The following is a 19,609-nucleotide window of genomic DNA, read 5'->3' as shown; positions in this document are numbered from 1 at the left end:
CGGCCGCTTCGGCAATCCCGATTGAATCCCGTCGCGTTCCGTCATACAATCGGCGCTCCGGCCCCCGGCCCGCCCGATCGACCCGGGGCGCCCGGCCAACCTGGTCACTGTGGAGCGTCCATGAATGCCCGGCGTGTTTTTCTCCTGGTCCTTCTCGTCCTGACGGTGGGGTTCCGTTTCCGGGCGGCCTACGAGACCTTCCTCAACCCCGCGCCGGCCTACCTGGATTTCTACGGCATCGACGCGAAGGTCAGGGGCCAGAACCTGACGGTCGTCAAGGAGGACAAGACGGACACGTCCTCGCCGGGCTACCGGGCGGGTGTCCGGGCCGGGGACAAGGTCCTGGCCATCGGGAAGACCCCGTCCGCCTACCGGCAGGTCCTCTCCATGATCGACTACATCGTGGCCATGCAGGCCAGCGCCCCGGGCGGGAGCTTCTGGCTGCGGATCTCCCGGGAAGGCCGGGAGCAGGACGTCCACGTCGCGTTCACCGACCAGGACCTTCACCGCTTCGACCTCCACCACACCTCCCTCATGCTCCTGGCCCTCATCCTGATCCCCCTCATCGCGGCGGGAACCGGCTTCTTCATCGGTTTCTCCAAGACCGACGACCCCAACGCCTTCATGGCGGGCCTGATGTTCATCGGGTTCTCCACCATCTCCGAGGGCGGCATGGCCATCTACCTCTTCCCCACCGGCCTCCGGGAGGTGGGGATCCTCTACCAGTTCCTCATGAACGGGCTTCTGCCCTACTTCTACATGCGGTTCTTCCTCCGGTTCCCCTCCCCGTCCATCATCGAGGAGAAGGTCCCCTGGCTCAAGAACGTCCTGCTGATCCTGCTCTTCCCCCTGGTCGGCGCCGGCGCGTGGCACACCTGGCTGCAGACCCAGTCCTTCGCCCGGGCCGAAATGATGACCCGGCCCGGCGAGGCCATCGAACTCTTCGCCCAGATCCTCGTCTCGCTCATCTTCACCATCGGTTCGCTCTCCCTCGGTCTGAACACCGGGCGGGCGCGGACCCGCGACGAGAAGCGGCGGATGAACATCCTCCTCGGCGGAACCATGGCCTCCATGCTGCCGCTTCTCGGGGTGGTGATCTACACGTACCTCTCGGGTGGCAGCCTGCCGGCCTGGGCCATCCTGGCGATCCTTCTCCTGCTCCTGATCTTCCCGCTGTCCTTCGTGTACGCCATCCTCCGGCACCGCGTCCTGGGCCTGAAGCTGATCATCCGGCGCGGGCTGCAGTACCTGCTGGTTTCCCGGGGATTCCTGGCGGTGGAGGGCTTCTTCCTGTTCCTCTTCTTCTACTGGCTGGCCGAGTCGGTTTTCCGGCCGTTCATCGAGCAGGCGGGACAGGGGGTCACCGCGGGGGCCACGGCCGTGCTGGCCCTGGTGGCCGCCACGGGCCTGAAGCAGGTCAACCGGCAGGTCATGCCGGTGATCGACCGGCGTTTCTTCCGGGAAGCCTACGACGCCCAGCGGATCCTGTCGGAGCTGGGCCAGGCGGTCCGGCGGCTGGGCCGGCGCACCGACCAGCTCCTCCAGATGATCACCGACCGCATCAGCGACTCCCTGCAGCCCGACCACGTGGCCGTGTTCCTCCGCCCCTCGGATCTGCCCGCTCTCCCCGCGCCGCGGGAGCGCGCCGTCGTCATCGACGAGGAGGGCACGGACCGGGGCGGGCTGGCCGGCCGCGGCGGGCGTTTCTGCTGTTACCGGCACCGGCTCCGCACCGGCCACCGGGACGACCCGGTCTACTCCCACACCCGCTACGACGCTCTCTGCCTGGACGGCGGCGCCGTCTCCCTTCGAAAGCTCTGGGAAGGGTCCGCGGAGGAACCGAAGGCCCTGGAGGTCTACCTGGACGACCCCCGCTCCTGGACGCGGGAAATCCTGGAGCGGGCCGGTCACGACCCCGGGGTTGCCGCGGAGATGTCGTTCCTCGAGGCGCTCAACGTCCGGCTGCTGATCCCCCTCTACGCCGGCGAACGCCCGGCGGGCTTCATCGCCCTGGGGGAACGCCTTTCGGAGGAACCCTACTCGCGGGACGATGTGGACCTGCTGCTCATGGTGGCGCAGCAGACCTCCATCGCCCTGGAGTACGCCCGGCTCGTCCGGCAGGAGACGGAGCAGATCAAACTCCAGCGCGAGATGGAGATCGCCAAGGAAGTGCAGGGCTGCCTCTTCCCCCAGCGGCAACCGGTCCTCCGGACGCTGGAATACGCGGGGATCTGCCGGGCGGCCCGGGGCGTGGGCGGCGACTACTACGATTTCGTTTCCCTCGACGAGCAGACCCTCGGCATCGCCCTGGGCGACGTGTCGGGCAAGGGGATCTCCGCGGCCCTGCTCATGGCCAACCTCCAGGCCACCCTGCGGTCCCACGCGTCCCTGCACCGGGACCGCACCGACCGGGTGGTGACCGACGTGAACCGCCTGATGACCCAGGCCACCGGCTGCGGCAAGTACGCCACGTTCTTCTACGCCGTGTACGACGACCGCAAGCGGAGCCTGACCTACACCAACGCCGGGCACAACCCCCCGATGGTCTTCCGGGCCGCGGGCCGGCCGGCCTTGTGCGCGCCCGCCGACCCCGGGCCCGGGATGACCCCTGACCGGGCGGGCCTCGGGTCGGCGCTGGTCCCCGTCGACCCGGGTCATCCGGAGCACCTGGAAACCGGGGGCGTCCCCGTGGGGCTGTTCGCGGAATGGGAGTACCCGTCGGCCGCGGTCACCCTCGAGCCCGGGGACGTGTTCGTGATCTTCACCGACGGGGTCACGGAGGCCCTCGACAGCCGGGGCGAGGAGTTCGGGGAGGACCGGCTGGCGGCGGTGGTTTCCGCTCACCTCAACTTCGGCGCGGCAGCCATCGCCGAGAAGGTCCTCGCGGAGGTCAACGCTTTCGCGGGCGACGCCGAGCAGCACGACGACATCACCCTCGTGGTCGGCCGGGCCGTGTAGTTCCGGCGCCCTCTGCGGTCTCCCTTTGCGAGCTTGGCGCCCTGGCGAGAGCCGATCCGGATCCTGATCTCGCCAAGGCGCCAAGCTCGCAAAAAAAAACGGGTCTCAGGGGTGCGGCCACGGGACACGAAAGCCGGCCCTCACTCTGAATTCTTCGTTCGTGTGGTTCGTGGTTCTATCTCCGAATCCGCCCCCGACCGGTGGGGCCCGATCGCTCACCGCTCGGCTTTGCTCCCCAGGGGCGGGAGGGCGTCGCCCTTGCTCCCGATGCGGAGCGTGGGGCTGGTGTCGGAGATGGGGATGTCCTCGCCCGTGAGGAGGCGGCGGAGCAGGTCCAGGGCGGTCTGGGCCGCCTGGGCCCGGACCCGCTCCCGGTCCCCCGGGAAGAGGTACTTTTTCACCAGGCTCTTGTCCCCGAGGCAGACGGCGATGTAGACGGTCCCCACCGGCTTGTCCGGCGTGCCGCCCCCCGGGCCGGCGACCCCGGTGATCCCGATGGAGGCGTCGGAGACGGTCTTCCGGCGGATGCCCGCGGCCATGGCGGCCGCCACGCCGGAGGAGACGGCGCCCCGGGCCTCCAGGAGTTCCGGGGGGACGTCCGCCAGGTGGGTTTTCAACCGGTTGTCGTAGCAGACGGCGCCGCCGACGAAGAAGGCGGAACTGCCCGGAAGGTCGGTGAGCCGCTTCGACAGGAGCCCGCCCGTGCAGCTCTCCGCCACGCCGAGGGTCAGTTTCCGCGCCTTCAGCAGGTCGCCGACGACTTCCTCCATGGTTTTCCCCTCGGTGGAGAAGACGTGGGGGCGCAGGGGCCCCGCCTGGACTTCCTTCACCAGCTTGTCCAGGGTGTCGGGCGAGGCCCCCTCCCCCGTGAGGGTGAAGATCAGCTCGATCTCCCCGGGCCGGGAGAGGATGATGGTCTCCACGTCCTTGTACTGCCGATAGACGGGGGACGCCGCCTGGTCCGCCAGGGACTCGCCGATCCCCACCAGTTTCAGCCGTTTCTGAAAGAGCTTCCGGCACCCGAACTTCTCCGCGAGGAGGGGCACCACCTTGCCCTCGAACATGGCGCTCATCTCCCGGGGGGGGCCCGGGAGCAGGACGAAGAGGCACCCGCGCTCCTCCAGCCAGATCCCCGGGGCGGTCCCCACGTCGTTCATCAGGACCCGGCACCCGGTAGGCACCAGGGCCTCCTTCAGGCAGCTCTCGGGCATCTTCATCTTCCGCGCGGCGAAGAAGGCCTCGATGTGGGCCCGGACCGCCTCGTCGTACCGTGGGGTTTTCTTCAGGAAGCGGTTCAGGGCCTTCCGGGTGACGTCGTCCTCGGTGGGCCCGAGCCCGCCCGTGGTCAGCACGATCCGCGAGCGCCGGGAGGCGGTGTCCAGGAACTGGATGAGGGCGTTCTCGTCGTCGCCCACCACGAGGATGCCGTCCACCCGAAGGCCCAGCTCCCGGAGCCGCCGGCGGAGATAAACCGTGTTGGTGTCTTCGCGCCCCGGCAGGAGCAGCTCGGACCCGATCGCGAACAGATGCACGTTGGCCGTCACGTCACTCTCCCTTTATTAGTGTTATTAGTGGCTTGTTCAGGGTGACGTCCGGCGGAGGCGGATGCGGGCCGCGGCGCCCCGGTGCAGAGGGTAGACCCCTTCCACGCCGAGGACGGCCGGCGAGAAAGCCTTGAATTCCCTGACCTCCAGGGTCCGGGTGTCGAAGGCGATCCGGAAGTCGGGACCGGGGCCAGGGCCGAACGTGATCTCCTCCGTCACCACGGGGGGCATGAACCCCGTCCGGCTCCGCCAGTCCACCTGGACGAAACCCTCGGAGAACTGCCCCACGAGGGCGTCGAAGACCGGCCGGTGAATGTGGGTGTCCAGCACCGTTTCCGGGTGCGGCACCGTCCGGAGCACCTCGCCGCCGCTGTACCAGGGGTTGATCTTCAGCCCCGTGCCGTCCACGAGGGCCTTCGGCAGCGTCCGGAAGTTGAAGAACATGAACAGGAGGATCGGCAGCATCAGGGCGGCCCAGGCGTAGCCGACAACCGGTTTGATCTTGATCATGGCGCATCCCTCCTCAGTGGATCATCCGGCCGGTCTGGAGGAACAGGAGGATTCGGGACAGGCCGTTCATGATGCTCCCGCCGCCGATGACCACCAGGAAGAAGAAGGCGGGGAAGACGAAAAGGAGGCGGGCGAGGAAGGGCCGCGAGCCGGGCGGGGTCCCCTTGACGTGGTAGGAGATGGCGCCCCTGGGGCACTCGTCCATGCACTTGCCGCACTTGACGCAGGTGAGGCGGGCCTTGCCGGCGCTGATGCTCTCGGTGTCCAGGGAGAAGGTGGGGCAGGCCCGGGCGCAGCGGCCGCAGTCGACGCACTTCTCGCGGTCGATGCGGACGTTGACGGGGTCCACCCAGTTCCCCGCGGACTGGAAGGCGCCGAAGGGGCAGAAGAGACCGCACTGGACCCGCTTGCGGCTCAGCCAGGGGAGGATCACCACCAGGCCGAGGAAGAGGGCCACGAAGACCACGGTCTGGACCAGCAGCAGGGTGCTGGTGACGGCCTCGTGCTCGGTGACGGCCTTGAAGGGGCACAGCCACTCGCAGTAGACGGGGGAGAGCGACAGGGCCGCCCAGAGGGCCACCACCAGGAGCAGCGCGAAGGGGAGGTAGCGCCACCGCCGGTCGATCTTTCGGATCACCGGGCGTTTCCGCAGCCGGGAAAAACCGTCGTCCATCCCGCCGTAGAAGCACCCCCAGGCGCACCAGCCTCGGCCCAGGGCCAGCGTGACGACGATCCACAGCACCAGCATCGAGCCCACGGCCGCGAAACCCTCCAGCATGCTGCCCGGGAAGATGATGGTCCGGGTGAGGGCGGCCGGGATGAGGGTCTGGGGGATGACGATGTGGCAGAACGGCGTGCGCCCCTCCATCATCTCCGTGCGGGACAGCTCGGTGGTCCCCCTCAGTTCGACCAACTGGGCCGTGAACTCGACGACGAAAAGGACCGCGAAGGCGACGAAGAAGATCGCCCGGTAGCGGTCCGTGCGCCCGGTGCGGATCATCCGGAAGAACAGCACGGCGGCCGTGACCAGGGTGATCCCCATCGCGATGGCCTCGTTCGGCCGGAGGTTGAGCCGGCCGTCCGGCGAGAGCCGCGGGCCGACGAACATGAACGCGGAGAGAAGGAACATCAGGGAAGCCAGCAGCAGGCTGACCCCGAGGGGCTTGCCCCGGGCCGGCGCGCTCTCAGCGAGGGCTTTGTCCATAGACGATGAGACCTCCGATCACGAGAATCGCTCCGCGGTAGAGGTAGTAAAGACCCACCAGGAGCGCCGCCAGCCCCCCCACCATCCGGGCGCCCTCGAAACGGCTGAGGGCGCCCACGAAGGGGAGGGGCACGAAGAACACCGAGGTCCCGGCGAAGAACGCCAGGAAGAAGAGGAGGCAACCGGCCAGGCTCCCGGTCTGGACCGCTTCCGCCGCGGCCGCGAAGAAGGGCGGGCAGAAGTTGAACCCAGTGAGGAGGCCGAGCAGGGCGGGAAACCACACGGCCCGCGCCGACCCCGGCGGAAGCCGTTTCAGGGCGCCCTCCGCCGCGCATCTCGGGCGGGGCTTTCTCAGGCCGTACACGATCAGCGCCCCCGCGAGGGCCAAATTGACGACCCCCAGGACCCAGGGGGCCCCGAGCCCCCGAAGGGTCACGAACCCTTTCACCCACCAGGCGACGGCAGCGAAGAGCAGGTAGCCCAGCAGCCGCCCGCCCAGGAAGCCGGCCAGCGCCAGGGCGTTCCAGAGCACCTTGCCGCCCCCGGACAGCAGCCAGGGAACAAGCACGGGCGCGCAATACCCCACGCACGTCGCGCCGTTGGCCAGTCCGAGGATGAATCCGTTCACGCGGGGCGCCTCTCCCGACCCGGCCCGCCCGTCCGCCGGGCGCCGCGGGGCCGGCTGAAATCAGCGTTCATCCGGTCGTTACGCAGGTTACCATTCCGTCGACCGATTCGCAAGGATTTCGATTCCCCGCGGGGACTCAGGCCCTTGAAACACCCTTCCGGCTGTGTTATAAGTCAACGTATCAGGGGGTGAGCCTCATGAAGGAAAACGAAATTGTCACACCCATCAGCGACTACGTGGAGCTGGCGCCGAACCTGGCCGACCGCGTCAGGACCCCCTTCTCCGCCTCCCTGAAGGACTGGCTCGACAGCCTGGCCCGGGAGAAGAAGTCGGAGTATTTGTTCGAGCTGGAGATGTGGATCAACTCCTTTGAACGCTTCTTCCGCGTCAAGAACCACCCCCTCTCGGACTACGAGATCAGCGAGATCCTGAACAAGGACTTCACGGAAGAACTCTGGGTGGTCCAGAACGTCTCGGTGCGCATGAGCTTCCTCTGCACCGAGATCCTGACCCGGGAACGGCACAACCTCATCCTCTTCGAGCGCTACATCGAGAACGAGCTCAAGCGGGACTTCGTCCTGGACTCCTTCCTGGAGAAGCTCATGGAGCAACCGTCGCCGGAGGACAGCGTCACCCTCCTCCTCGACTCGCTCTCGGACATCCGCACCATCATCACGGACATCTGCAAGGGCTCCCACGTCTCCTACCAGTCCTTCACCTCCATCGGCCGCATCCTGATCCGCGAGATCAAGCGGTGCAAGTTCATCGAACTCCTCATCAACTTCAAGTTCAAGCCCCACTACGACAAGATCCAGAACAAGCGCCTGGCCCTGATCGTGAAGAACATCCAGAGCGACCAGCTCCGGCAGCACGTGGCCAAGGTCTTCCTGGAGCTGTTCCGGCTCCTCAACTACCTGAAGTTCATCGAGGTGGACCTCAAGCTGGACCGCCCGCTGAAAAACTCCATCATGATCTTCGTGCTGATCCGCTCGGAACTTAACCTCCTCGCGGACTTCCTCGAGAGCAAGGTCATCGACAACCCCAACCTCTCGCCGGGCCTCAAGGAGCGGATCGACGCCATCCTCTACGCCCTGCGGATGGAGATGAAGAAGGTTTACAACCACGAACTGGTCGGCCTGGTCTACCAGCGGCAGGCCCAGCAGATCTTCGTCAAGGTGGAGAACAGCCACGGCCTGATCCGGGACTGCCTGCAGAACGCCATCGTCCAGATCGCGCAGGCCTTCGACACCTCCTTCGACGGCGGCGACATCTTCCAGAACCTCACCACCCGCCTGAAGGAGTCCCTCAAGCTCCGGGAGGACCTCAAGGGCATCATCCACTTCATCCACACCTACCGGGAGAACGCCGACAACGAGGACCTCACGCGCCTCATCGACTACCTGGCGCGGTTCAGGGACCTCTCCCTGAAGTACCTGATGTACCGGGACTGGGACGACTACGAAAAATTCATGGAGGAGATCATCATCGCTTCCGGGCGGTCCGAGATGTCGGACGTCCTCCACCGTTTCCAGGTCTTCCTCGAGACCCTCCTGGGCGAAGTCAACAAACGGGCGGTGCTCATCAACTACAAGCCCGACGACGCCGAACTGACGGGGACGGACCTCCTCGCCCCTCCATCCCTCTCCTTCGAGCCCTGACCCGACCCTCCGACGCTCAGCGGCCTTCGCGGGGGGAGTACACCAGGATCAGGTCCCCGGAGGGTGTTTCCCAGGCCTTGACCCCGTAAGCCAGCAGCATTCGCATGTCGAAGATGGAGTCCCACTGACCGAAGTTCTGTTCGTTCAGGGGGGTGGCTTCCCGAAGGAAGAGCCCGAAGGACCGGTCTCCCGGGGCCTTGAGGGTGGAGAGCGGTTCGATGGGTCTGAAGGACGGGGCCTCCCGGGGCGCGAACGCGGCCGAACCGGGGGCGTTTCCGGACGGGGCCTCGGGGAGGCGGGCGTTCATGGCACTGGAGAAGGCGCTGAAAAAACTCCGGCGGAGGGCTTCGGTGGGGGCCTCCGGCTCTGCGAGGGGCGCGGGGGCGGGGGTGCTGTTCAGGTCGTACACGTAGACCACCGAGGAGGGGAGGGCCCGGGCCCACTGCCGTGACAGGTCGAAGCGAAGGATGCCGGGCCCGGTCTCCCGGGCGGCGGCAGGCCCCGAAAACTGGAAATCGCTCTTCCCGGGCCGCTTGAGGATGGCCACGAAAGGGCGCCCCGAGGTGGCGATCTCGTCCAGGAACGCCCGGAAGCGGCGGGTTTCCATGGGGCCGGACGGCAGGTCGGGGCCGGAGGCGAAACGCGTGCCCGCGGCCGCCGGGGGCGGCACCGGGAAGGTACCGCCGGAGAAGGTGCTGAGCGAGCTTGAAAATGGGGCGTCGGGCTTGGGGACCCCCGTGCCGCCGCCCACGGCGCCGAAGCGGAAGGTCGGGGTCTCGGAGGGCTCGAAGAGGACCTGGAAACGGGGGTTGACGGAAACCTCCCGCTTCACGGAGTCGCCCCGGAAGAAATCGAAAGCGTAGACCATGGAGAGGGGACCGTTGATGTGGAAGTGTTCCTGGATCCCGGCGTTGATGCTACGGATGGGGTTCAGGGCGTCCAGGACACGGGCGGTCACCGCGGGGGCCGTCACCCCGGAGTGCTGGATGACCGGCGCACCGTCCCCCGCCCCCGAGGCGGGCGCCCCGGCGTCGGGCTCGCCCGTCGCCGGGGACCGGGCGCGACCGAGATCCCGGAAAACAACCCGGTCGCCCCTTCCGGGGGAGTACACCCCGGTGACCACGAACCGGGACAGTTTTCCGGACGGCTCCACGACGGTGAGAAGGGTGTCCGGCTTGCCGAAGACGGTGGCCAGGCCCGCCGACGAAGCGGACTTCCCGGGGCTGAACTCGGAAGGCGCGTCAACCTTGCCGCGGGATGCCGCCGAACCGGGACCGGTCCCGGCGTCCGTCCGGGGGCCGGCGGTTGTCCCGGGCCCCTTCCCGTCCCCCTTGGAGCGGAGGACGGAATTCACGCTCCAGGCGTCGCCGGACGGCTCCGGTTCGGCGGCTTTCATCGTGACGGTGAGCGGGGGCATGCCGACGCTCACCGTCACCTTGTACGCCACCGGTTCGAGGCCGCTTTTCACGACCCGGAGGATGTACTTCCCTGCGGGGACGCCGGCGAGGCCGAACTGGCCCCGGGAGTCCGATCGCGCGGTCCGGAGCGGCTTGCCCTGCCACAGCTCGTTGTAAAGCTGCACCTCGGCCTGGTCGACGGGCTCCCCGGTGAGGCTCCGGACCCGGCCCTTCAGCTCGCATCGCGAGGGGTTCCCCTGCCAGGACGCGGCCGGGAGAACCGGGACGATCATCGCCAGGACGCAGGCGGCCAGGAAGACTCTCACGATCAATCCCCGATGATTTTGACCAGGATGCGCTTGGAGCGGCACCCGTCGAATTCCCCGTAGAAAATCTGCTCCCAGGGGCCGAAGTCGAGCTTCCCACCCGTGACGGCCACCACGACCTCCCGCCCCATCACCTGGCGCTTGAGGTGGGCGTCGCCGTTGTCTTCGCCGGTCCGGTTGTGGCGGTACCGGGAGACGGGGGCGTGGGGGGCCAGGTCCTCCAGCCAGTCGAGGTAGTCCTGGTGAAGCCCCCGCTCGTCGTCGTTGATGAAGACGGAGGCCGTGATGTGCATGGCGTTCACCAGGCAGAGCCCTTCCCGGATGCCGCTGCGGGCCAGGCAGTCCTCGACCCGCGGGGTGATGTTCACCAGGGCCGCCCGGGTGGGGATGTTCATGAGGATCTCTTCACGGAATGATTTCATGGCCGCTCATCGCTTCGTTTCGATCTTTCGGATCAGGTCCTTGAGGTCGTCCAGCAGTTCGGGGACGGACTGGTAACGTTCCTCGGGTTTCTTGGCCAGGCACTTGAGGACGATGGTCTCCAGGTCCTCGGGGATCTCCCGCACGTGGACCCGGGGCGGCACGGCAGGGGTCACCAGGTGGTGGCGGAGGATGCCCTCGTCGGGGTAGGGGAGCACGCCGGTGAGCATTTCGTAGAAGGTGATCCCGAAGGAGTAGATGTCGCTCCGCTCGTCCGCGGGTCTCCCCTGGAGCTGTTCGGGGGAGATGTACTTGGGGGTGCCCATGACGATGTCCACGGAGTGGTCGGGCAGCTCGTCCTTCATGGAGGCGATGCCGAAGTCCATGAGCTTGACGATCTTGTCGTCGGTCAGCATGATGTTGGCGGGCTTGATGTCCTGGTGGACCACGTGGTTGCGGTGGGCGAACCCCAGCGCCTGCAGCGTGTGCCGGGCGATGTGGAGGGAGAGCCGGATGGAGGCGGGGCACTTCCCGGCCACCAGTTTCTCCACGCTGACGCCCTTGACGAACTCCATGACCAGGTAATAGAAGCTCCCCACCTTGAGGATGTCGTAGATGCCGACGATGTTGGGGTGGTTCAGCTTGGCGATGGCCTTCGCCTCCTTGAAGAAGGCCTGGAGGCGCCCGGGGTCGTCCGCCACGGCTTCGGGAAGCTGCTTGAGGGCCACCGGGCGGTCGAGGAGCCGGTCCATGGCCCGGTAAACCACCCCCGCCCCGCCGCGGCCGAGTTCCTCCAGCTCGCCGTACCGCTCACCGACCCGGAGCGGGGCTTCGCCGCCGGCCTCCAGGTCCTTGACCTCCATGTCCTTGTCCAGGATCTCTGACAGCGACGCCGTCTCCTCCCCTTTCTGGTCGATGGCCTCGATCCGCATGTCCACGTTCATGTAGTAGGGTTTCATGGAGTTGATGCGGACGTAGACGTCCCGGGCCTGCTTGAGCTTGCCCAGCTTCTCCAGGGTGACGCCCATCATGTAGAACTCTTCCAGGCGCTCGTCGCAGACCTTGGTCTTCTTGAAGAAGTCCACCAGGAACTTCATGGCGTCGATGTACATCTCGCGGTTGAAATGGACTTTCCCGATCAGGGCGAGGGCCTCCGCGTGGTCAGGCTCGTCGGGGGAGATCAGGTCCAGCGTGTCGATGGCCTCGTCGTAGCGCTCGTCCCGGATCAGCAGCTGGGCGGCCCGGATGTAGTTCTGCGCCTTCTCGTAGTAGGCGAGGGCGGACTGCGTGTCGGCCACCAGCTCGCAGTAGCGCCCCGCGCGGTTGAAGTCGTTGTGCTCGGCGGCCACCTCCACGGCCCGGCGCACCTTCTCCTTCCACTGGTCGGGGTTGAGGGACTTCTTGGAGAACTCGATGTCCTTCTCGAGGCAGAGCAGGGCCTTGTCCTTCTCCCCGGCCTTGAAGAGCATCTTGGCCGCCTTCTCCCAGTCCTGCCTGTTCAGGAAGAATTTCCCGGTCTCCGACGCCGACACCCGGGCGCGGTTCGCGTCGCCCATCAGCTCGTAAAGCTCGGCCGTGCGCTGCAGGCCGGCCTCACCCATGCGGTTGCAGGCCTCCACGGCCAGGGCGTACTCCCGGCGTTTCACCCGAAGGTCCGCCACCTCCGGCCACATCTCCAGGGCGGCGTAGATCGCGATGGCCTTGTCCTCCTTCCCCTTGTGGAGGTAGTACTCGGCGAGCTCCCGGGTGGGGACGTGAGCGGCGGCCGTCCGGGCCTTGAACATCCGGTACAGGCCGTACAGGAGGACGGCGTTGATCAGGGTGAAGCCGAGGAAATACAGGGCGGGTCGGGCGGAGATGGAGCCGTAGACGGGGAAGCCCCCGAACATGAGGTCGAAGGGGGCCTTCAGGGACGGGAAGAAGAGCAGGCAGAACGCGGTGATCCAGAAGATCAGGGCGATGAAGAGAAAGACGACGAGGAGAACGAGGAGTTCGTTTTTCATGACCTGCCTGCCTCTAGGTCCTGGCGGCCTGGAGCAGCCGGACCCGGCCGTTGAAGAAGAAGATCTCCCGGAAGTCACGGAACCGGTAGGCCCCGAGGACCTCCTTCCACTCCCGTTCCATGAAGTCGATGGCCTGGGGGCATTCGAAGCGTTTCAGGACGCTCCGGAGGATCCGGGGCGCCGCAGAGAACCGCATCTCGTTCCAGTCGAGGATGCTCAGCCTGCCGTTGGGCCTCAGGCACTCGTAGGCGTTCTGCAGGATGAGGATCCGCTGGTGCTGTTCGAAGCGGTGAAGCGAGAAGAACAGCGTGACCCGGTCGAAGGGCTCCGGGAAAGAGAACTGCCCGTCGATCCGGGCCATCTTGAGGCTCATGTTGGGAAAGCGCCCGGCCAGTTTGAGGAAGTCCCCCCGGAAGGCGGGGGAGATCTCGATGCCCGTCACTTTCCCCTGGGGCCCGACCCGGGAGGCCATGACCGCGGTGCGGGTCCCGCGGCCGGCGCCGAGGTCCAGGATGTTCTCCCCCGGGGTGAGGTCGAGGCCGGCGAAGGCATTCTTCCAGAATCCCCTCGGGAATCCCTTCGAAAGGATCGCCAGCACGGCGTCAGAGTGTTTCTCGCCCTTTTCGGACATGCCGAGACCCGCCTCCCTTGCGGCCGCCGGGGTTCAGCCCCGCATGGGGACCTTGACCCCGTAACGGTCCGCCGTCTGTTCGGCCAGTTCGTAGCCGGCGTCCACGTGCCGCAGCACGCCCATGCCCGGGTCGTTGGTCAGCACCCGGCTCAGCCGAAGTTCGGCCTGGGCCGAGCCGTCGGCCACGGTGACCTGGCCGGCGTGCAGGGAGTACCCCATCCCGACCCCGCCGCCGTGGTGGAAGGACACCCAGGCCGCCCCCGAGACGGCGTTCACCAGGGCGTTGAGGATCGGCCAGTCGGCCACGGCGTCCGTGGTGTCCTTCATCGCCTCGGTCTCGCGGAAGGGGGAGGCCACCGACCCGCAGTCCAGGTGGTCGCGGCCGATGACGACGGGGGCGCTGATCTTGCCGTCCCGGACCAGCCGGTTGAACTCCAGGCCCATCTTGTCCCTCTCCCCGTAGCCCAGCCAGCAGATCCGGGCGGGGAGGCCCTGGAAGTGTACCTTTTCACGGGCCAGGCGGATCCACCGGGCCAGGGACTCGTTCTCCGGGAAGATGCGCAGCACCGCGTCGTCGGTGACGGCGATGTCGCGGGGGTCGCCGCTGAGCGCCACCCAGCGGAACGGCCCCTTCCCCTCGCAGAAGAGCGGGCGGATGTAGGCCGGGACGAAACCCGGGAAGCCCATGGCATCCGTGACGCCCGCCTTGAGGGCCTGGGCGCGGATGTTGTTGCCGTAGTCGAAGGTGACGGCGCCGCGCCGCATCATCTCCAGCATGGCCTGGACGTGAACCCCCATGGAGTCGACGGCGCGGCGGATGTACTCGTCGGGGTCCGCGGCGCGCAGTTCGGCGGCCTGCTCCAGCGAGAACCCGGCGGGGATGTACCCGTTCAGCGGGTCGTGGGCGCTGGTCTGGTCGGTGAGAACGTCGGGGGTGACGCCCCGGGAGACCAGTTCGGGCAGGACCTCGGCGCAGTTCCCCACCAGGCCGACGCTCAGGGGCTCCCGGCGCTCCTTCGCCGCGTCGATCCAGGCGAGGGCCTCGTCCAGGCGGTGGGAGATCCGGTCGATGTATCCGGTCTCCAGGCGTTTGTGGATGCGGGAGGGGTCCACCTCCACCACCAGGCAGGCGGCGCCCGCCATGACGGCGGCCAGGGGCTGGGCGCCGCCCATGCCGCCGCAACCGCCGGTGAGCAGGAACTTGCCGGCCAGGTCGCCGCCGAAGTGCTGCCGGCCCACCGCCGCGAAGGTCTCGAAGGTACCCTGGAGGATCCCCTGGGTTCCGATGTAGATCCAGCTGCCGGCCGTCATCTGCCCGTACATCATCAACCCGAGCTTGTCGAGCCGCCGGAACTCCTCCCAGTTGGCCCAGTTCCCCACCAGGTTGGAGTTGGCAATGAGGACGCGGGGGGCCATCTCGTGGGTCCGCAGGACGCCCACCGGCTTCCCCGACTGGACCAGGAGCGTCTCGTCGTTCTCCAGGGCCTGAAGGGATCGCAGGATGGCCCGGTAGCAGTCCCAGTTCCGGGCGGCCTTCCCGATCCCGCCGTACACCACGAGGTCGGCGGGCCGCTCGGCCACCTCGCTGTCGAGGTTGTTCTGGATCATCCGGTAGGCGGCTTCCTGGAGCCAGCCCTTGCAGCTCATCGGGTTCCCGCGCGGGGCGACGATGGGGGTGAATTCCGTCATGTCCTTGCTCCTGTGGTGGTCCGGCGGAAGGGGCCGCCTCTTTCGTGTGTCAAGCCTCCAAGCTATCACATTTCCGGGGCGACGGCAACGCCTTTGACCCTCGTCGGCGGCCGGTGACGTCGATGTCCCCGGGGCCGGGAACCGAGACCCTGTGCGTCCCCGCCCCGCCAGGGGGCGCAATGTCGGCAGAAAACCCTGAAACCACCCGTCCCCAGCCCCGCTTGGGGCGCGATGTCGATAGCGCTGGGCGGCATTGATGCCGTCCGTTCAACCCGAAACCGCCTTTCGCAACCGGCTCTTTCTGCCAGCACCGCAATACGTCCACTCAGCCACAAAGAGCGCATAGAACGCAAAGAATGATAGGCCTTCAAGATCTATTGAAATCCAGGAGTTCGGACCTTCTTTGCGTGTCTTTGCGTTCTTTGTGGTTTGATGGGTCCGGTCGTTTTGCGGCCGCGTAATTTCCGAATTGTATGATGATATTATTGAAATCAGAGATATTATTGGTTCTGGTTGCATCCGGCCGGGGGGCGGGAGGTGAAACCCGGGCCGGTCGGCCGGCATCGGATTCGGAGGGAACCGTCGGAGTTCTTTGGAGGAGTGAATGGCCAGGATCGTGGTGAGCGGCGCGTCCGGTCTTGTCGGCCGGGCCTTGACGACCGCCTTGCGGGAAGCCGGGCACGGGGTGTTCTCCCTGTCGCGAAAGCCCCCGGCAGGGGGCGGAGAGGGCGGGACCGCCGTCTCCTGGGACCCGGAGCGGGGGCGCCTGGACCCTCGGGAGCTGGAAGGGTTCGACGCCGTCGTCCACCTGGCGGGCGCCGGGATCGCCGACGGCCGCTGGACGGCCGCCCGTCGTCGGGCCATCCGGGAGAGCCGCACCCGGGGTACGGACCTCCTCTGCAAGGCCCTTGCGGGCCTTTCGCACCCGCCAAAGGCATTGCTCTGCGCGTCCGCCGCGGGGTTCTACGGGAACACGAAACCGGGGGAGACCGTGACGGAAGCGTCCCCGCCGGGCGAAGGTTTCCTGGCGGAGGTCTGCCGGGCATGGGAGGCGGCGGCGGCACCCGCTTCCGCCGCGGGGATTCGGACCGTCTTCCTTCGCTTCGGGGTGGTCCTTTCCCCGGCAGGCGGGATGCTGAAACGGGTCCTGCCCGTGTTCCGGGCGGGGTTGGGCGGACCGTTGGGGAACGGCCGCCAACCCTTCCCGTGGATCTCCCTGGAAGACGGGGTTCGGGTGGCGTTCCACTGCCTGGACGGGGGATCGGGCCTGGAGGGGCCCGTCAATGTCGTCGCCCCGGGCCTCGCCACCAACCGGGACTTCACCCGCGCCTTGGGGCGGGCCCTTCATCGGCCGTCGTTGATCCGGGTACCCGGTTGGGTCCTGCGCCTGATCTTCGGGACGATGGCGGAAGAGCTGCTTCTGGGGGGCGCCGCCGTGATTCCCGGAAAGCTGACCGCGTCGGGTTTCCGCTTCCGGTTCACAAATCTGGACGCAGCCTTGTCAACCCCGGTGGTGCAGGCTTGACGCGGTCGCAAAAAGTACCATCACCCTCCGGGTGATGGCTCAAACAAAAGCGTTACAGACACTTTCCCGTCCGTCTTCCGACTTTTTGCGAACCCGTCAGGCTTGAGCTTGCGCGGAAAGGAAAGGAATGGATCAGGCCGCCCGCGGAGCGGGTGACGACGTTCGGAAATCATCCCGAGGCCCGGGGGCCGACCGTGGGCATCTCAACCGATGCCCTGTTCCCCTGGGAGGAAACAGGGGCGGCGGCAGGGGGTCACCTGGTCGGGGTCGGGGTCTTCTTGGTGTTCTTGGGGCGGGTCTTCCCGTTGGTGCCGCGGTAGATCTTCCCCCGGCGCGTTCTCTGGTCACCTTTTCCCATGGTGCTCTCCTCGTCGAGTAGGTTCCCGGTCGGCCGGGGGGATTCTTTTACCAGTTCGCGAGGGAAATGTCAAGGCGGATCGCGTTTTTCGCGGCCCGGGCCGGGGCCCTCAGTCCTTCTCGGCGATCAGCTCGTCGCGTCCGATGAGCTGACCGGACTCGGTCTCCACGTCCACGGTCAGCACCGCGTTGGGGGGGATGTGGTAGATGGCGACGCAGCTGATCAGCTCGTACTTGCCGGGCCGGTTGGTGCTCTTCTCGCTCTCGGCCACTTTCCAGAGGACCTCGCCGTCGACCTTGCTGATGGGTGTGATCTTCGACTTCCCCTGGGCGCCGGGGGGCAGCTTGACGAAGTCCACGTTGTAGACCTTCCGCCCGTTCAGGTAGTAGATCTGAACCAGGTCCTCCTTGAGTCCCAGGGGCGACTTCACCGGGATCAGGGAGTAGATTTTCCCGGGCCCCTTCCCCGACGTGTTGACGGGGAGGTCGGAGAGCGCCGATCGGACGACCTCGGTGCCGTCCGGGTCCAGCTCGATGGCCTCGGCGAAGAGCACCCGCCCGAAGTGGAGGGGGGCGGGCGGGATGATGTAGCGCCCGAAGTGGGCGGCCAGGAGCAGGCAGAAGGAAGAGATGACGACGTAGACCCACCGCATCGTCTTCGAGCTGCCGGAAAGCCGGAAGCAGAGCGAGGCGAAGGTGAAGATGGCGGCCCCCGCGCTGAGGTAGACGGCGTACCGGTTGCTCAACCCCCAGATGAGGGTGAAGAGGAGGTAGCTCCCCGAGAAGACGTTGAAGGCGAAGAAGGTGCTGAAGAACGCCCACTTGACGGTGATGTAGCGGTCGTAGACGATGTCGAGGGAGGAGAGGATGGCCGACACCACCAGGAGGAAGACAAAGATCATGTTCCGGGAGTTGGCCGTGGCGCTCTTCCAGTAGATCGGGATGATGAAGAAGACGATCTGCTGGGTGAAGTTCCGGTTGAAATAGTTGATGACCAGACGGATGCGCTCTTTCCACCGGGGGGTGACCCGCAGCCGTTTCAGGAGCACGGGAAGCATCAGGCTGCTGAGCCAGATGAACCCGATGTACAGGCCAGCCAACCGGATCCAGTCGAAGTTGTGGGCGCCGAGCCACATCACCCCGATGCCGAACAGGAGCGCCCACCCGCTGTGCATCCACCAGAGCAGGGTCTCGTTCTTCTGGATGAAACCGTAGATCTCCCGGACCCGCGCCGTGAACCCCGGCGGCGGCCCGGGGACCTCCCCGCCGTCGGGGGAAGGCTCGGGGGACGCGTCCGAGGCCCCGTCGTAAAGTTCCGTTGCGATCTCCTCCGGGGTTTCGGCGGGGTTGGGCGCAGGAGACGCGGGACCGGGGCGGGGGGCGGGGACCGGGCGGGGGGGGTCCGCCGGGGTCTCGGCCGGGTCCGCGGTGGAGGCGACGGAGGTGAACGCCTGGAAGCTGCTCGGCGTTCCGGAACAGCCGAGGAGCCCGCACCGGCCGTTGGAGTTCCAGCACTCGGGGTGGTAGGGGTGGCCGCAGGCGGTGCACCGCACCATCGGCTCCCCGGGGCGGAAGGCCCGGCCGCACTGGGTGCATCGGTCTCGGGGGGGTGAGGGTGCGCTCATCGTGCCGCCGTCGCTGCGAGGTTCACCCGCGGGAGGTCTTCAGCCCGGCCTTCCAGGCGTGACGTTCCAGGGCCAGCCGGATCAGTTCGTCCAGGAGATCCCCGAGAGACAGGCCCGCCAGCTCCCAGAGCTTCGGGAACATGCTGATGGCGGTGAAACCGGGGATCGTGTTGATTTCGCTGAGATAGAGGGTCCCCCCTTCCCGGTCCAGCAGAAAGTCCACCCGAGCGTAACCTTCCGCGCCCACCGCCAGGAAGGCCCGGGCAGCGAGGTCCCGGACCTTTGCCGCCGCCTCGTCCCCGAGGTCGGCCGGGAGAAGCAGTCGGGAGTGATCGTCGAGGTACTTGGCCTCGTAGTCGTAGAACTCGCGGGAGGGGATGATCTCCCCGGGGGGCGAGGTCCGGGCCTCGTGGTTGCCCAGGACCGAGCACTCGATCTCCCGGGCGTTGATCCCCTTCTCCACCAGGACTTTGTAGTCGTAGTCGAAGGCCTCGTCCAGGGCGGCGCCCAGCTCGACCGGGTCGTGGGCCTTGGAGATCCCCACGCTGGAGCCGAGTCGGCAGGGCTTGACGAAGCAGGGAAACCCAATCTCCGCGGCCGCCTTCCCGACGACACCCTCGCGGTCCGCCTCCATTTCGGGCCGGTAGAATCGAAGCCAGGGGACGACCTCCAGTCCCGATGCCTGAAAGAGCAGCTTCTGGGCGTCCTTGTCCATCCCGGCGGAGGAACCGAGGACGCCGCAGCCCGCATAGGGCTTCCCGGTCATGTCCAGCAGCCCCTGGAGGGTGCCGTCCTCCCCGAAGGTGCCATGCAGGACGGGAAAGAACAGGTCGAAGTCGAGGTCCTCCCCGTCCTCGGTCCTCCCGAGGATGTCCAGGAAACGGCCGTCACCGGCCTGGCGGAGGTAGACGAAGGGCTTGCCCACCTCCGGAAGCGGCTTTCGCAGCATCCCCTCGGCTTCGAAGGGGGAGGCCAGGGAGCCGTCCCGTCGGATGCCGATGGCGTAAACGTCGTACTTGCCCTTGTCGAGGTGCTCCATGACCGTGGTGCCGGACACCAGCGAGACGTCGTGCTCGCCCGACCTCCCCCCGAAAAAGACCCCGACCTTGAGTTTTCCCGTTTGCGTATCCATGC

15 protein-coding genes are annotated in these 19,609 nt (G+C 67.0%); 3 read left to right on the top strand and 12 right to left on the bottom strand.

Annotated features, from left to right (window positions below):
- Positions 1 to 120 precede the first annotated feature (120 nt).
- Positions 121 to 2,958: a SpoIIE family protein phosphatase gene (locus KA419_04965; GenBank protein MBP7865281.1), complete on the top strand. Its 2,838-nt coding sequence runs from the start codon at positions 121 to 123 to the stop codon at positions 2,956 to 2,958.
- Between the two features lie 215 nt (positions 2,959 to 3,173).
- Here the strand turns inward: KA419_04965 and KA419_04960 are convergent, their stop codons facing one another.
- The 4 genes from KA419_04960 to KA419_04945 are packed head-to-tail and all read right to left on the bottom strand — an operon-like array spanning position 3,174 to position 6,844.
- On the bottom strand, positions 3,174 to 4,502 hold the full coding sequence (locus tag KA419_04960) for a competence/damage-inducible protein A (protein ID MBP7865280.1): 1,329 nt from the start codon (positions 4,500 to 4,502) through the stop codon (positions 3,174 to 3,176).
- Between the two features lie 36 nt (positions 4,503 to 4,538).
- Complete coding sequence (locus KA419_04955; GenBank protein MBP7865279.1) at positions 4,539 to 5,012, bottom strand: hypothetical protein; 474 nt, start codon at positions 5,010 to 5,012, stop codon at positions 4,539 to 4,541.
- A 13-nt stretch (positions 5,013 to 5,025) separates the two neighbouring features.
- The gene (locus KA419_04950) at positions 5,026 to 6,216 is read right to left on the bottom strand and encodes a 4Fe-4S binding protein (protein MBP7865278.1); all 1,191 of its coding nucleotides are present in this window, start codon (positions 6,214 to 6,216) and stop codon (positions 5,026 to 5,028) included.
- Positions 6,197 to 6,844: a sulfite exporter TauE/SafE family protein gene (locus tag KA419_04945; protein MBP7865277.1), complete on the bottom strand. Its 648-nt coding sequence runs from the start codon at positions 6,842 to 6,844 to the stop codon at positions 6,197 to 6,199. The genes KA419_04950 and KA419_04945 overlap by 20 nt, the downstream gene beginning before the upstream one ends.
- Before the next feature lie 197 nt (positions 6,845 to 7,041).
- Here KA419_04945 and KA419_04940 point away from each other — a divergent pair, with 197 nt between their 5' ends.
- Positions 7,042 to 8,502, top strand: coding sequence for a hypothetical protein (locus tag KA419_04940; GenBank protein MBP7865276.1), 1,461 nt, complete (start codon positions 7,042 to 7,044; stop codon positions 8,500 to 8,502).
- Positions 8,503 to 8,518: 16 nt separating this feature from the next.
- Here the strand turns inward: KA419_04940 and KA419_04935 are convergent, their stop codons facing one another.
- From KA419_04935 to hutU, 5 genes are read right to left on the bottom strand one after another with little or no spacing between them, the layout of a single operon-like run.
- Positions 8,519 to 10,225, bottom strand: a complete 1,707-nt coding sequence (locus KA419_04935) for a carboxypeptidase regulatory-like domain-containing protein (protein MBP7865275.1) — start codon at positions 10,223 to 10,225, stop codon at positions 8,519 to 8,521.
- Between the two features lie 2 nt (positions 10,226 to 10,227).
- Positions 10,228 to 10,647 (bottom strand): secondary thiamine-phosphate synthase enzyme YjbQ, encoded by a 420-nt coding sequence (locus KA419_04930; protein MBP7865274.1) that lies wholly within the window; start codon positions 10,645 to 10,647, stop codon positions 10,228 to 10,230.
- A 6-nt stretch (positions 10,648 to 10,653) separates the two neighbouring features.
- Complete coding sequence (locus KA419_04925) at positions 10,654 to 12,648, bottom strand: protein kinase (GenBank protein ID MBP7865273.1); 1,995 nt, start codon at positions 12,646 to 12,648, stop codon at positions 10,654 to 10,656.
- A 13-nt stretch (positions 12,649 to 12,661) separates the two neighbouring features.
- The gene (locus KA419_04920) at positions 12,662 to 13,279 is read right to left on the bottom strand and encodes a class I SAM-dependent methyltransferase (protein ID MBP7865272.1); all 618 of its coding nucleotides are present in this window, start codon (positions 13,277 to 13,279) and stop codon (positions 12,662 to 12,664) included.
- Positions 13,280 to 13,312: 33 nt separating this feature from the next.
- Positions 13,313 to 14,968, bottom strand: coding sequence for a urocanate hydratase (hutU, locus tag KA419_04915; protein ID MBP7865271.1), 1,656 nt, complete (start codon positions 14,966 to 14,968; stop codon positions 13,313 to 13,315).
- A gap of 604 nt (positions 14,969 to 15,572) precedes the next feature.
- Here hutU and KA419_04910 point away from each other — a divergent pair.
- Positions 15,573 to 16,493: a TIGR01777 family oxidoreductase gene (locus KA419_04910; protein MBP7865270.1), complete on the top strand. Its 921-nt coding sequence runs from the start codon at positions 15,573 to 15,575 to the stop codon at positions 16,491 to 16,493.
- Positions 16,494 to 16,746: 253 nt separating this feature from the next.
- Here the strand turns inward: KA419_04910 and KA419_04905 are convergent, their stop codons facing one another.
- The 3 genes from KA419_04905 to KA419_04895 form a co-directional block, all read right to left on the bottom strand.
- Positions 16,747 to 16,851, bottom strand: coding sequence for a 30S ribosomal protein THX (locus KA419_04905; protein ID MBP7865269.1), 105 nt, complete (start codon positions 16,849 to 16,851; stop codon positions 16,747 to 16,749).
- A 109-nt stretch (positions 16,852 to 16,960) separates the two neighbouring features.
- On the bottom strand, positions 16,961 to 18,475 hold the full coding sequence (locus KA419_04900; GenBank protein ID MBP7865268.1) for a hypothetical protein: 1,515 nt from the start codon (positions 18,473 to 18,475) through the stop codon (positions 16,961 to 16,963).
- Between the two features lie 22 nt (positions 18,476 to 18,497).
- Entirely contained in the window at positions 18,498 to 19,607 is a 1,110-nt protein-coding gene (locus KA419_04895; GenBank protein MBP7865267.1) for a D-alanine--D-alanine ligase, read from the bottom strand.
- Between the last annotated feature and the right edge of the window lie 2 nt (positions 19,608 to 19,609).

Source organism: Acidobacteriota bacterium (assembly GCA_018001935.1).
GTDB lineage: Bacteria > Acidobacteriota > JAAYUB01 > JAAYUB01 > JAAYUB01 > JAGNHB01.
The sequence above is the reverse complement of the archived record's forward strand: the minus strand, read 5'-3'. Positions and strand labels throughout refer to the sequence as shown.

Coding starts and splice junctions, on each gene's coding strand:
- KA419_04910 (MBP7865270.1), top strand. CDS start 15,573: ATGGCCAGGATCGTGGTGAGCGGCGCGTCCGGTCTTGTCGGCCGGGCC.
- KA419_04950 (MBP7865278.1), bottom strand. CDS start 6,216: ATGGACAAAGCCCTCGCTGAGAGCGCGCCGGCCCGGGGCAAGCCCCTC.
- KA419_04955 (MBP7865279.1), bottom strand. CDS start 5,012: ATGATCAAGATCAAACCGGTTGTCGGCTACGCCTGGGCCGCCCTGATG.
- KA419_04905 (MBP7865269.1), bottom strand. CDS start 16,851: ATGGGAAAAGGTGACCAGAGAACGCGCCGGGGGAAGATCTACCGCGGC.
- KA419_04930 (MBP7865274.1), bottom strand. CDS start 10,647: ATGAAATCATTCCGTGAAGAGATCCTCATGAACATCCCCACCCGGGCG.
- KA419_04940 (MBP7865276.1), top strand. CDS start 7,042: ATGAAGGAAAACGAAATTGTCACACCCATCAGCGACTACGTGGAGCTG.
- KA419_04925 (MBP7865273.1), bottom strand. CDS start 12,648: ATGAAAAACGAACTCCTCGTTCTCCTCGTCGTCTTTCTCTTCATCGCC.
- hutU (MBP7865271.1), bottom strand. CDS start 14,968: ATGACGGAATTCACCCCCATCGTCGCCCCGCGCGGGAACCCGATGAGC.
- KA419_04895 (MBP7865267.1), bottom strand. CDS start 19,607: ATGGATACGCAAACGGGAAAACTCAAGGTCGGGGTCTTTTTCGGGGGG.
- KA419_04900 (MBP7865268.1), bottom strand. CDS start 18,475: ATGAGCGCACCCTCACCCCCCCGAGACCGATGCACCCAGTGCGGCCGG.
- KA419_04965 (MBP7865281.1), top strand. CDS start 121: ATGAATGCCCGGCGTGTTTTTCTCCTGGTCCTTCTCGTCCTGACGGTG.
- KA419_04920 (MBP7865272.1), bottom strand. CDS start 13,279: ATGTCCGAAAAGGGCGAGAAACACTCTGACGCCGTGCTGGCGATCCTT.